Genomic DNA, 14,268 nt, shown 5'->3' on the forward strand with positions numbered 1-14,268 from the left:
CAACAGTCACCCCACCCCGCGCTACGACGTCCATACCGTGACCACAAAGGATGCCAAGCCGCCAGGCACGAGGAAAACGAAGACCACGAATCCCCGCCCCCGCCGCACAGGTTAAAGATCAAGCTAGCCGCCGATTGGTTCCCGGGCTCAGGCAACCGCACCGCTTCAGCATTGCACCCTGGCCTTTCATTCGTTTGTCCCTTCCGTATCGGTGTTGCTTCCACCCTGACGAAGGATGTCCGACAGGAATCTGATTTTGGGTAATTTCGAAGACGTGCGCCGAATAGGTTTGGTATTGAAACCGCCTTGCCGGGGGAGTGCTGGTATCCCGGGGGAAGCAACCGTACGTATGGATGATGATCACGGCGTGTGGGAGCTGATGGAGTGCTGGTGGAACGGCACGTGGGGACGGCTGACCCGGCGGACGTGTGGCTCGCCCGCGAGGTTCGGTGGCACGTCGTGGCCGAGGCGGTCGACTCGGAGACGGGCAAGGTACTCCAGTGGGAGTTCGACACCGAGGGCGAGGCACGGCAGACGGTGCGGCGTCTCGTCCAGGCCGATGGCGGCCAGTGGCGCGAGCGAACCGGCGACCGCGGCGACGCACCCGTCGAGCTGAGGCGGGCCAGCCGCGCTGCCGGTGGGCGAGCCTGGCGGCGGTACTGGCACCTGCACTATCGTCCCTCGGGACTGTGATCACGATGAGGGAGCTGGCATGGGAAACCCGGTCACGGTGAGGCGCGGTTGGGCCGCCGCTTGGAGGATCGTGGTCGTGGTGGCCGCTGGAGCAATCTTCGGCTGTTCGGCCTCCTCCGGGCACCGCTCGGAGCCATCCTCTTCCTCCGCATCGACGCAGCCTTCCGCGAGCCCGTCGAGCATGCGCGCCCGGCTTGAGTTGCCCATGCAGCTCGGCAACCGCTCTCGCTTCGTCGACGGGTCGCTGCTGCGTGTGACGATCAGGAGCTCCGAGGGCCTTGCTCGTCTGGTGAATGGCCACCATGAGAGGGCTTTCGGGTCCGTCTACAACGGCGAGACCGACGCCGACCACGCGGTTCTGATCAGCGCTGCCGCCGGCACTGTGAGGGACGAGGAAGCGACGCTGAACAAGATCTTCGGGCTGTACCCCCTGGTGGGTGAGGTCCGAGCGGTGGACGCTGGACCGTTGGGTGGCGTGGCAGCATGTGGTAGCGCCCGCGACGGGCAGTATTACGTCACGATGTGCGCTTGGGTCGATCGGATCAGCGCCGGCACAGTCACCTTCCTCAGCCCGAAGAAGCGTCTGGTCGACCGGAGCAAGGAGTTCGTGGATATCCGCAGCGAGGTGGAGTTTCCTATCCCGGGCTTGCCCGCCGGCCAGTGAAAGGGCGCTCCGGCGCCGACCGCCCGGTAGCCCCAAGCTCGGTCGGCGTCAGCCCACCAGGCACGTCCGAACGGTCAGTGCCCCGCCATGCCCATGCCTCGTCATGCGGCCTTGAACGGCTAATCCGGGGTGGCGGATTTTGGAGCAGCCGCAGCCGCAGCCGCTTGATGGCATGAAGGAGCGGGGCCTCCTCCTCGTGGGTCCCGGGCGGGATGCTCGGGGTGCTCACGTCTCACGACGAAGAAGGCCCCTCATGCAGGCAGCGTTCGACGGCCGGCAGATCGTGGGTATTGGTCTGCACCGGCGCAGGTCGCTGATCGTGCGGATGACCGAGACGGGCGAGAAACTCGACACGGTGCGGATCGACAATGACCCGGTCGCGCTGGGGTTGGAGATCGCCAAGGCCGGCTCCGACCCGGACGTGGTCCTGGAGGCCACGTACGGCTGGTACGGGGCTGTCTCGCTAACGGAGACCTCTCTGCTGCCAACGCCTTGACACAGAGAGGTGCCGTTCGATCCACACTCCCCAGCGCTGCTCCAGCCGCTTCTTGGTGCCGTTGTCGCGGTATCCGCACCGCTTGTAGACCTTTCCCGGACCAGCCATGATTTCCTCCCTCGGTTGCGGGTGCCTTCGGCGGTGATGCGGTGTCCGCCGCGGGTGGCGGGTTCCCGGGCGAATCCGGTCTCAGTTACAACTCCTAACTCTTTGAGCGTTGGAGTCGGCGCCAGCAGATGATGGCGCAGGCGAGGGTGAGGAATGCTTCGTGGATGTCGTCGCGGATCTCCCAGCGGATGCGCAGGCGGCGGAACCAGTGCTGCAGGGCGATCGTCTGCTCGACAACCCATCGTCGGGTGCCAGGCCGGAGCCGTGGTCGGTGCCGCGTCGGGCGATGCGCGGGGTGATGCCCTTGGCACGTAGCTGGCGGCGGTAGCAGTCGTAGCCATAGCCACGGTCGGCGTAGAGCCGTTCGGGTCGTTGCCGTGGACGGCCACGGATGCCCTTGATTCGGGGGACCTTGTCGACCAGGGGCATGAGCTGGGTGACGTCGTGGCGGTTGCCGCCGGTCACGCTCGCGGCGAGGGGGATGCCGCCCGCGTCGGTGATGACGTGGTGTTTCGAGCCAGGCTTGCGACGATCGACCGGGCTCGGACCGGTTCTGGGCCGCCCTTGAGCGCCCGAATGTGGGAGCCGTCGATCACCGCCCGGGACATGTCCAACTGACCGGTGGCCCGGAGTTTGCCCAGCAGGACCTCGTGCAGTTGCTGCCAGACGCCGGCGTCGTTCCAGTCCCGCAACCTGCGCCAGCAGATCATCCTGAGCCGAACCCCAACTCTTGGGGCAGGTACTCCCACGGGATCGCGGTGTAGAGCACGAACAGGATCCCGCACAACACCTGCGATCATCCAGGGGCCTGCGTCCGGGGTAGCGGTGCCGCCGCGGCGGCCGGGGCGGCAGCAGCGGCGCGATCTCGGCCCACAACTCGTCCGACACGATCCACCGCGGCTGCTCACCCCTCCTCACGTTCAGACAAAACGATCCTCACGTCCGGCCGGTTACGCCCAACATCATTTAGTTAGGAGTTGTTAGTCGCCGACGGCGACACCTCCAACCACAGTGGTCTGACCTGACCTTCAAGATCTATAAGAGACAGTCTTGCGTGGGTTCAGCCGGGGCAGACACGAGAAGACCGGGCCAGAGAACATGGCCCTGAGCTTCCCCCGGTTCCCGGACTGCTTGAGGGTTGAGAACCCGGGGGAAGCTAAGCCCATGGCTCGTCACTGTCAGTGACCCAGGGGTCCTTTCAGTGATCACCTGACTGGTTTGTGGTGGCAAGTTGTGACGCCTCTTTACACCTGGTCTTGATCATCTTTAGGGTCGCCGTGGCTAGGACGAGTGGTCACAGGGGGTGTGGTGGAAGTGCATGCGTTGCGTGTCGCTGGGTGTTCGAGCGTCCTGAACCATCGCGTGAAGTCCACCGTCGCGCGGCCTTCTCTGAGTGGCTTCGGCGTAACCGTGCAGTCTGCAACTGCTCTCTGCCCGAACACTCGGGTGAGTTCGGGAACTGAGGCGTTGGGTCCGCGCCTCAGACCGGCCGTGGTGCCTGCCTCAAGCCGGAAGGTGGTGGCTGAACGGCGGCCTGCCGGGTGGATCGGCCCGTTCGGTGTGGTCCTTTGACTGAGGAGCCGCGACCGGCGTCCGCCTGTACTTCGACGCGACGCAGATGCCCTGCCGGCTCTCGAGCCGCACGGGAGGGGTGCCTGGCGCCATCCGCGAGGAACTCGACGTCTGTGCCGGGTTCTGCGCACGTTTATGCAAGGAGACTGAGTTGAGACTTACCCCTGGCCGGATGCGCCTGCGACGGCAGGTAGTGGGCGGCTCCTGTGCGGCGGTGCTGGTCGCCGCCACGCTGAGCGTGACGACTCCGGTCGGTGCGGCCACGGTGCAGCCCCGTGAGGCACCGTCTGAGAGTTCTGCGTCAGCGGCCGAAGCGGAAGCGATTGCCGTGGCCAAGCAGTTGGGCACGTCGGTGGAGGTCCGTGGATCGAAGTCGGAGTCGTCTCGGGTCCTGGCCACGCCGCGGGGGTCTTTGCTGCTGGAGGCGCATGCGGTTCCGCGCTGGACGATGAAGCGTGACGGTAGTGGTTGGCGACAGGTCGACACGATGCTTCATCGGGACGCGTCTGGTGCCGTCGCCCCGGTTGCCACGCTCGCGGACGTCGGCTTTTCGCCCGGGGGAACAGGGCCCCTGGTGCGGGTGCCGGTCGCAGGCGGGGAAGTCACGATCGGTTGGCCGGGCGCGCTTCCCGCGCCGACGTTGGAGGGTGACACGGCGGTCTACGGGTCCGTGCTGCCCGATGTCGATCTCCGCGTTCGGGCGTTGGTGGACGGTTTCACCTGGGTCGTGGTGGTGAAGTCGGCGAAGGCGGCGGCGAACCCGGCGCTGGAAACGCTACGGCTGTCACTCGGCACGTCCGGCGTGTCGCGGCGCGCACGAACCGGTGGTGGGTTCGATGTTGTCGACGCCGCCGGCACTGTGGTGCTGTCCGCTGGGAACGCCCTGATGTGGGACTCCTCGGGTGCGGCTGAGACCGAAGCGTCGCCATCGAGCTTGTCAGCGCCGGCGGATGCACAGGACGGGTCCGAGGTTCTCCGCAGCGCGCCGGACACGGCGAACAAGGTTGAACTAGCCGCCGAGGTGGTGGGCGCGGACGTGGTGATTCGACCGGACCTGGCGCTGTTGCGTGGGGCCGACACCACCTATCCGGTGGTCATCGATCCGTGGACCACCATCGGCAAGGCGATGTGGGGATACACCGGGTCAACCAACGCGACTCGCGACGACGGCGTCGCCCGTGTGGGTCGGGAGCCGACCGGGGCGGGTATCTTCCGCTCGTTCTTCCGTTTCAATCTCTCGGGCTTGGCCGGGAAGACGATCCGGGGGGCGAAGTTCCTGACCGAGATGACCCACTCGTGGGACTGCGAGAACACGCCAGTGAACCTGTGGCGGTCTGCGGATCTGACATCGTCGGGGAAGCAGAGTTGGGACGGGCCGAACCTGGCGAAGTGGCTGGAGGAGCGGTGGGGGCACGCGCACAAGCCTTCATCGCCGACGACCTGTCCAGGCGACCCGCAGCCGGACAAACCGATGGAGTTTGCCAGCACCAACCTGAAGAACGATGTCGACGCCTACAAGGGTGACGGTAACTACACGCTGGCGCTGTCTACCCGGCAGTCGGACGGCAGTTCGGAGGGAACCAGCAACTGGTGGAAGAAGTTCGACCCGACGGTGACGAAGCTGTCGGTGGAGTACAACACGAACCCGAACACGCCGACTGCGGCGCAGCTGTCGACACACGCCGAGTACACCGCGCCCGCCCAGGCATGTGTCACAGGCACCTCCCGGCCCGTGGTGCGCGGTTACTACCCATGGTTGAAGGCGACGCTGACAGACCCTGACGGCAGCAACGGCGGCAACCTGTCAGGTGTGTTCACCCTGCAGAAGTGGAGCGGCACGGCCTGGGCGACGCTGACCGGCTGGCCCCGAACGGATTCCGGAGTGGCCCCGGGCGGCAAGGCGGAGATGAAGTTCGGGCCGATCGCCGACGGTGAGCAGTACCGATGGCAGGTCCAGACAAAGGACACGCTCGGTGGAGAGTCGGATAAATCGCCGTGGTGTGAGTTCTACGCTGACTACTCCCCGCCGGCCTCGACTCCGAAGGTGACGCCGGCCGACGGCCTCTACCTGGAGTCGGTGCCAATCGGCTCGAATGACTCGCCGCGCGGCGCGAAGGGCTACTCCGGCCGGTTCACGTTCTCCGCAAATGGGGTCGCCGACGTGTACGACTATGTGTATTGGCTTGATGGTGGGCCGGAAAAGACGGTTCGGGCTGAGACTCTCGGCGGTTCCGCCACGGTGTGGATCACCCCGAACCGCCGGCTGAGTAACAAGTTGTTCGTCAAGAGCCGGGACCAGGCGGGCAACGCGTCAGCCACCTACGAGTATCTCTTCCTGGCTGGCGACCCCACCGCACCGCAGGCGACTTGGTCGATGCAGGAAGGCGCGGGAGCCACGCAGCCCACCACCCCGGCAGGTGGTCCGACCCTGAACCTGTACAACGATCCGCAGTGGTCCGACGGTTGGATCACCGGCACGCACAGGACCATGGGCCGTGACCGTGCGGTCAGCTTCGGCTACGGCAGCGGTTGGGGTGCCACTACCGTCGCACCCCCGATCGACTCGTCTCGCAGTTTCAGCGTCGCCGCGTGGGTGCGGGTTTGGAGCACGGGAACCTTCGGGTCGGTGGTCGCGGCGAGCGGCACCAACAACGGGGCCTGGCAGTTGCAGCGGGACAAGAACGGCTATTGGTACTTCCACACGTTCTCCGCCGACAGTGCCACCCACACCAGGACGTCAGTCGCCTCCGCTGACCCGGCCGCCACGAACGTGTGGCAGCACGTCGCGGGCGTATACGACGCGGGACTGCAGGAGATCCGGATCTATGTCAATGGCGTCGAGGTGGGCGTACAGCTGTTGTCTTCGCTGTGGTCCTCGGCCGGGATCCTGCAGATCGGACGAGTGCACTACAACGGCAACCAGCAGAACTACCTCCAGGGTGAAATCGATGATGTTCGCCTCTGGGACCGGGTCATCAACCCGGCGGACGATCTCGAGCCGATCGTGAAGCCCACCCTCGTCGGCCAGTGGGACATGAATGACGAGGATGAGGAAGCGCCGCGGCAGCAGGGTGACGGGTCCGGATACAACCGTCCGGTCACCCTCGCCGAACCCGCCGCCGCCGCCCACTTCTGTGACGGCTACCTGAGCACGGGCCTCTGCCTGGACGGAGCCAGCGGCACCGCGGACACCAGTGAGCAGGTGCTGCGCACCGAGGGGTCGTGGACGGTGATGGCACGGGTCAAGCCGATCGCGTTCACCACCTACCACACGGTGCTGTCGCAGTGCGGCACCGCGCGCTGCGCCTTCTACCTGCAGCGACAGAGCAACTCTCCAGCGAGTTGGGCTCTCGTCGTGCCTGACAAGGACGCGGCCAGCGGAGTCACCTACTCCACCATCAAATGGGGCGGGACACCGGCTCTGCACGAATGGGTCCACCTCGCCGCCACCTACGACTCGACGAGCCGAGCAATACGCCTCTACGTCAACGGCGCACCAGCGGGCGAAGTCAATAACATTCCGCCCGCTTGGGGGGCCACCGGCCGGCTGCGGATCGGCTCCTCGGACTCCGGTGACTTTCTCCACGGCACGGTGGACGACGTCCAGGTCTGGCAAGGCAGGCTCACCGACTCACAGGTCGGAGGTATCGCCGCGTCCTGAGGAACTGCCCCTCGGAGTGCTCCCCGGCGGGAGGCGTCGACAGAGGCGTCGTCGCGTGTCCCGCCGCTCGCCGCTCTCACCGGCAGCCGCCTCGCTGCCGAGGCCGGTGACGACAACCGGAGGGTCCCAGTCGGCTCTCCAGACCAGCCATGCGCCGCCCATCCGCGCAGTGTGACCCCGTTTCGACCGGAAAGGCAACGATGATACAGGTCAGACCCGGCAGTTCACCACGCCGCCGGCACACCGACCATCCCCATGGCGAGGGCCGGAGACTGCTCGCCGCCGGGCTTGTATCGGCGCTCCTCGTCACGCTCGGCGGCCAGGTGCCGGCTCGGGCGCAGGCGCCCGTCCAATCCGCGCGGCTCGACCCTCAGCGGTACGAATCCGTCCCCGTCGAGCCGGTTAAGGCGACGAAGCCAGCACCGGATTCCGCCGAGAAGGCGGCTGCGGTGACCCGGCCGGCACCGACGTGGCCAGCGGCCGGCGCAGCCGACGTGACCCTGCCATCGGCGCCGGCCGGTGATCGTGCCGCGCCGCCGGTAAAGGCGGCCCGCGCCGGGTCGCTGCCGGTGACCGTCCGGCCTGTGCCACCGGCTCCCGGCATCACAAACCGGTCGGCAGAGACCGGGCTGCGCAAGGTCCGGATCGAGGTGCTGCCGCAGGCGACGGCCGAGAAGGCCGGCGTGCGCGGTGGTCTGCTGATGCGAGTCAGCCGCGCCGATGGGGTGAGGGCGAGCGGCCGGGTAGAGGTCGCGGTGGACTACGCCCCGTTCGCCTCCGCCTACGGCGGAGACTGGGCGTCACGACTGCGGCTGGTGCAGGTGCCCCAGTGTGCGCTGAACACACCGGACGCGGCGGGCTGCAGCATCACTGCGCTGGACTCGCGTAACGACGTGCGGACGCGGACGGTGTCCGCACAGGTGACGGCGGGGCCGGCGCGGGCAACAGCGCCTCCGTCGGACACCCAGCGCTTGAGCATGGCGAGCACAGCATCGACAGCGGACACGCTCGTCGCCCTGTCGGCCGGTCCGTCGAGCGGCGCGGGCACCTTCACCGCGTCGAGCATGGCGCCGTCGGCGTCGTGGAGCCACGGTGGCGCGACCGGCGGATTCCAGTGGTCGTATCCGATGCGGACACCACCCGGTCCTGGCGGACCCGGTCCCGGCCTCGGTCTCCGCTACTCCTCCCAATCGGTGGATGGTCGGCACGCCGCCACCAACAACCAGCCCGGCCCCATCGGGGAGGGCTTCGACTACTCGCCCGGCTTCATCGAGCGCCAGTACAAGGCCTGCGCCGACGACATGGGCGGTGATGCCAACAACACCACCGAGACCGGGGACCTGTGCTGGGGTACCGACAACGCGGTGCTGTCCCTCGGCGGCTCAGCCGTGGAACTCCTCAAGGGCAGCGACGGCAAATGGCACCCGCGTAAGGAGGACGGCTCGAAAATCGAGCTGCTGGCCTCACCGGCCTACGACAACGGCGACAACGACAACGAGTACTGGAAGCTCACCACAGCCGGCGGCACTCAGTACTGGTTTGGGCGACACCAGCTGCCGGGCTGGTCGTCCGGCCGGCCGACGACGAACTCGGTGCTGACCGTGCCGGTGTTCGGCAACAACCCGGGCGAGCCCTGCTACCAAAGCACATTCGCCGCGTCTGACTGCGGAGGAAAGCGGCAGGCGTGGCGGTGGAACCTGGACTATGTCCAGGACGTCCACGGCAACACCATGTCCTACTGGTGGGCCAAGGAAACCAACCACTACGCCAAGAACAAGGTCTCCACGACCCCAGTTGCCTACGACCGGGCCGGCTACCTCACCCGCATCGACTACGGCACCGACAACCGGGACGGCACCGAGTATGCGGCGACCAGCCCTTACGTGCAGAACTCTCCGATGCGGGTCGAATTCACCAACCCGGACCGCTGCCTGAGTAACTGCACCACCAAGAACGAGACCACCTGGCCGGACACCCCGTGGGACCAGGAATGCACCGCCACCACCAACCCGTGCCTGAACGGATCGCCCACCTTCTGGTCGGCGAAGCGCCTGACCGTCGTCACCACCAAAGTGTGGAAGGGCTCGGCGTACCAGAACGCCGACTCGTGGACCTTGCGGCACAGCTTCCCCGACCCGGGTGACGGCACCCGCGCAGGACTGTGGCTCGAAGGCATCACCCACCGTGGCCTCAACGGCGCGACCCTGGCCACCCCAGAAGTGACCTTCAGCGGCATGCAAATGCCCAACCGGGTCGACGCCTCCGGCAGCGACTGGGCCCTGGCGATGAACTGGTGGCGGGTCAACTCAATCCAATTCGAGACCGGCGGCGAGCTCTATGTGACCTACAGTCCACGCCAGTGCGCCAAGGGCAGCACCATGCCCACGGCGACGGCGCTGGACAACAACTCGCTGCGCTGCTACCCAGTCAAGTGGACCCCCCCGACGTACACCGACCCCATCACCGACTACTTCCACAAGTACGTCGTCACCGAGGTCCAGCAGATCGACCACACCGGCGGCGCCCGGCCGGTGCGCACCGCCTACGAGTACCAGAACCCCCAGAACCTGCCGCTGTGGCACCACGACGAGGACAACGGCCTCGCCCCGGACAACCGTAAGACGTGGTCGCAGTGGCGGGGCTACCCGACCGTCATCACCTACGCCGGTGAGGGCGCCGAGCGTACCAAGACTGAGACGCTGTACTTCCGCGGCATGTATGGCGACAAGCTGCAGGCCGGTGGAACCAGGACCACCACCGTCGAGGGACGCGAGGGCGGCCCGACCAACGACTACGACCACTACGCCGGCATGCCCCGCGAGCAGATCACCTGGCTCGGAACGCAGATCCTCGCAGCAAGCGTCAACGACATGTGGCGCTCCGAGGCGAGCGCGACCCGCTCCGGCACACCGACCGCCGAAGCCCGGTACGCCCGGGTCAGCACAGTGAAGACCCGCGCCGCGATCGACGGCGGGTTCCGTCGCACGACGACAACCACCAGCTACGACGAGTACGGCATGCCGATCACCGTCCAGAAGTGGGGCGACGACGCCAAGACCGGCGACGAAAGCTGCGTGCAGACCCAGTACGTCCGCAACACCACGTCGTCGAACTGGCTGCTGACTCCGGTCAAACGGACTCGTGGCTGGACAGGCACCTGCGGGAGCCTCCCAATGGCCGAGGGGTTGATCACCGGCGACACTCGGTTCTCCCACGATTCCCTCGACCACGGCGCGACGCCCACCGCCGGCAAGATCACCAAGGTTGAGACGGTCAAGGGCTTCTTCCGGGGTGCACCCACCTACCAGGTGGCCTCCACCGCCGCGTACGACGCCCACGGCCGAGTCGTCGAGGTTACCGACATCGCCGGGGAGAAGACCAAGACCGACTACACGCCGACGACGGGTGGCCCGGTCACCAAGGTGGTCACCACCAATCCGCTGCTGTGGACCAATACCGTCGAGCTGGACCCCGTCCTCGGTTTGCCCCTGAAGGTCACCGACCCGAACAACCTGAGTACCGAGTACAGCTACGACGCACTTGGCCGTAACACCGGCATCTGGCTGCCCGGACGTTCCAAGGCGGCCTTTCCGTCGGACCCGTCCACCGGCTACAGCTACCACCTGTCCAAGACGTCGGTCTCCACCATCACCACGCGCTCGATCAACGCCAGGGCTGGCTTCGACACCTCCCACGCCTTGATCGACTCACTCGGCCGGGCGCGGCAGACCCAGGAGCCCGCCCACGGCGGCGGCCGGATCATCACCGATTCCTTCTACGACGCCGCCGGCCGGATGCACCGGGCAAACTCCGCCTACTACAACAGTGGGGCGATCGATCTCGCCACGATCCAGAGTCCACTGAACGCCGATGTGCCGAGCCAAACCCAGACGCTCTACGACGCCGCCGGGCGGCCCACCCACTCACTGCTGCTCGGTAGGCAAGCCGGGGTGCAGGTAGAAAAGTCCCGGACGTCAACGACGTACCACGGTGACCATCTGACCGTCCTCCCGGCCGAGGGCGACGCGGCCACCACGATCTGGACCGATGTCCTGGGCCGCACCGAGAAGCTGTGGCAGTACCACGGCCAAACCGCCACCGGCACCTACGACGAGACCAGCTATACCTACCACCGCAGAGGCCAACTGGCCACAGTCAAGGACGCCTCGGGCAACACCTGGTCCTACAACTACGACATCCAGGGCCGGCTGATCTCTACGAGTGACCCGGACAAGGGCGCCGCCACCATGCAGTACAACGCCGTCGGCGACCTGGAGAAAATTACCGACTCCCGCGACGACACCCCGGACCTCTGGTTCACCTACGACCGGCTCGGACGGCTAGAAGCCGTCCGCGAGGGCAGCACCACCGGTGCCCTGAGAACGTCATACACCTACGACCTGCCGGCCAAGGGTCTGACCAAGTCAGCCTCCCGCTGGCTCGGCGGCGACGAATACCGTAACGAGATCGTGGCGGTCAACTCGCGGTACCAGCCAACGCAGACGAAGCTCACGTTGCCCGCCTCCCAGGTCGGCTTCTGCGGGGTCACCGCCACTACCTGCAGCTTCACCACCCGGGCCACCTACAACGCGGACGGCTCACCGAGCACGCTCACTCTCCCCGCTACTGGCGGGCTCGAGCAGGAAAAGCTGACCTACGAGTACGACCAGACCCACTCAATGCCGAACCAGATGGCCACCGACTACGGCGACGTCGGCTTCTACGTCGTCGAAACCGGCTACACCAACCTCTTCGAGGCCAGCACCACCACCCGGTCGGCCCAGCTGACGGGAACCAAATCCGTCCAGTCCGCCCACTACTACGACGAAACCACTGGCCGGGTCAAGAACAGCGCGGTCATCCGGTCAACCGCACCGTCCTATATCACCAACACCTTCTACGATTACGACGACAGCGGCAACCTTCTTAAGATCGACGACAACCCGGGTAGCCGCCCGCGCGACACCCAGTGCTTCGACTACGACCACCAACGCCGACTCACCAAGGCATGGACACCGTCCTCCGCGGACTGCACCACCGCCCCTACCTCGACCGATATGGGCGGACCGGCGCCCTACTGGCACGAGTGGAGCTTCGGCGCACCCGACGACCCGAAGGGGCGCATCGGCAATCGCCTCGCCCAAACTGAACGGGGCACCCCCACCGGAACGATCACCACCAGCTACACCTACCCCGAGCCCGGCGCGACGCAGCCACACCGCCTCGATGGATGGAGCCGAACCGACAACATCGGCACCACCACCGGCGCCTACACCTACGACGCCACCGGCAACATGACGACCCGCCCCGGGCCCTCAGGCCAACAAACCCTGACCTGGGACGTCGACGGACACCTCGCCACCCTGACCGACAGCGCCGGGAAGAACTCCTACATCTACGACGCCAACGGCAACCGGCTGATCGCCAACACCCCCACCGAAAGCACTCTGTTCCTCGGCACTACGGAGGTGCGCCGCAACGCGAGCACCGGCTCGGTGCAGGCCACCCGGTACTACTCGTTCAACGACGAGACCATCGCCCAGCGAACCGTCACCGGCATCACCTGGCTAGCCAGCGACCACCAAGGAACCTCACAGGTCAGCGTCACCGCCGACACCAACCAGACCATCACCCAACGTCGGCAGACCCCCTACGGGTCCCCACGCGGCGAGACCGTCACCTGGCCCAACCAGCAGGGCTTCCTCGGTGGACACCAGGACCCCACCGGCCTGACCCACCTCGGCGCCCGGGAATACGACCCCACAATCGGGCGGTTCATATCCGTCGACCCCATCAACGACCCCGGCAACCCACAACAACTACCGGCCTACACCTACGCCGCCAACAACCCCACCACCTACAGCGACCCCAGCGGCCGCATCATCGCCGAATATGCAGGCATAGACGAACCAGTCGACACCAACGGCAAACCATGGAATTACGACTGCCCGATGGGGGTCAACGGTTACGCATGCCAGGAAATCATAGAAGGTGAAAGTAAGGGCAGCGGACGCAAATGGAAGACCGGTAGCCAAAAGGGACACGAAACCCTCGACGCCTGCGGCATCATCGGGGGTCTCCTAGGCGGACCATGCGACGTCGTGAACGCCGTCTGGTACCTCGTTGAAGGCGACTACACTAACGCCGCGGTATCCGGGATTTCCGTGGTGCCGGGCCTCGACGTGGCCTGCAAGATCAAATCGGCTTGCAAGGACGGCCTGGAATGGGTAGGGGATAAGGCAAAGTCCCTGGTCGGCAAAGCACCCACGGGCTCCGCGCCGAAGATCAACCCGGCCAAGGAGGCCGAAGAGCTAGCCCACATTAAGGCTGATGCGCACCAGCAGGCCCTGGCCCACCAGCCCAGCCCGAAGACTCCCACGCCGCCCACCAAAAGCCCGAAGCCAGCAGCGAAAGGCAAGCCCGGGGGCAACGGCGGAGGCGGCGCACCCAGAGCAAAAGACGGCTGCCCCACCCACAGCTTCGACCCCGACACACCCGTCCTAATGGCCGACGGAACCACACAACCCATCGAAGAGGTATCCGAAGGCGACCAAGTCCTCGCACAGGATCCGTCGACCGGGGAGAACAGCAGTCGAGTCGTGGAGCGGCTACACATCAACCACGACCAGGCCCTCACCGACCTCTTCATTCGAACCGGCGACGGGGAGTTCGCCAAAGTCGAAACAACCCAGCACCACCCCTTTTGGAGCGAAAGCCGCCGCGACTGGGTGGCCGCCGGCGACCTCCAGCCCACCGAGTGGCTGAGGACAGCATCCAACGAACGCGCAAACGTAGCCAAGGTCCACAACTACACCGGATCGCAAGAGATGCGCGACCTCACCGTCGCCGACATCCACACGTACTATGTGCTAGCCGGCACCACACCGGTCCTCGTCCACAACTGCGGAGAGGAAGAGGTCCGGGATGCGATTCAGAATGCTTACCCTGAGCGGAATGTGCGCACTGGCGGCGATGTTCGTCGTCCAGATGGGACGCAATGGACCGATCATGACGTCTACGACGACGATTTCGTGTGCGAGGTGGCATGTGGCGGTGGAAAGGGTAAGGTGGCCC

5 protein-coding genes and 1 pseudogene are annotated in these 14,268 nt (G+C 66.2%); 5 read left to right on the plus strand and 1 reads right to left on the minus strand.

The window, feature by feature from the left end:
* Positions 1 to 390 precede the first annotated feature (390 nt).
* The 3 genes from C1I99_RS10590 to C1I99_RS10605 all read left to right on the plus strand — a co-directional run bounded on the left by C1I99_RS10590 (position 391) and on the right by C1I99_RS10605 (position 1,853).
* Positions 391 to 693, plus strand: coding sequence for a hypothetical protein (locus C1I99_RS10590; protein WP_146603929.1), 303 nt, complete (start codon positions 391 to 393; stop codon positions 691 to 693).
* A 205-nt stretch (positions 694 to 898) separates the two neighbouring features.
* Entirely contained in the window at positions 899 to 1,357 is a 459-nt protein-coding gene (locus tag C1I99_RS10600; protein ID WP_146603930.1) for a hypothetical protein, read from the plus strand.
* Between the two features lie 253 nt (positions 1,358 to 1,610).
* A complete protein-coding gene (locus C1I99_RS10605) occupies positions 1,611 to 1,853 on the plus strand; it encodes a hypothetical protein (RefSeq protein ID WP_199562072.1) in 243 nt (80 codons plus the stop codon).
* Between the two features lie 202 nt (positions 1,854 to 2,055).
* Here C1I99_RS10605 and C1I99_RS10610 read toward each other — a convergent pair.
* A pseudogene (locus C1I99_RS10610) lies at positions 2,056 to 2,852 on the minus strand (IS5 family transposase).
* Positions 2,853 to 3,705: 853 nt separating this feature from the next.
* Between C1I99_RS10610 and C1I99_RS10615 the strand changes: the two are divergent.
* Both C1I99_RS10615 and C1I99_RS10620 read left to right on the plus strand, forming a co-directional pair.
* Entirely contained in the window at positions 3,706 to 7,194 is a 3,489-nt protein-coding gene (locus C1I99_RS10615) for a LamG domain-containing protein (protein ID WP_158554041.1), read from the plus strand.
* Between the two features lie 200 nt (positions 7,195 to 7,394).
* A partial coding sequence (locus tag C1I99_RS10620; protein WP_158554042.1) for an RHS repeat-associated core domain-containing protein occupies positions 7,395 to 14,268 on the plus strand: 6,874 nt, incomplete at its 3' end.

This window comes from Micromonospora deserti, assembly GCF_003236335.1.
In the GTDB taxonomy this organism is placed as follows: Bacteria; Actinomycetota; Actinomycetes; order Mycobacteriales; family Micromonosporaceae; genus Micromonospora; species Micromonospora deserti.

Coding starts and splice junctions, on each gene's coding strand:
- C1I99_RS10600 (WP_146603930.1), top strand. CDS start 899: ATGCAGCTCGGCAACCGCTCTCGCTTCGTCGACGGGTCGCTGCTGCGT.
- C1I99_RS10605 (WP_199562072.1), top strand. CDS start 1,611: ATGCAGGCAGCGTTCGACGGCCGGCAGATCGTGGGTATTGGTCTGCAC.
- C1I99_RS10615 (WP_158554041.1), top strand. CDS start 3,706: ATGCGCCTGCGACGGCAGGTAGTGGGCGGCTCCTGTGCGGCGGTGCTG.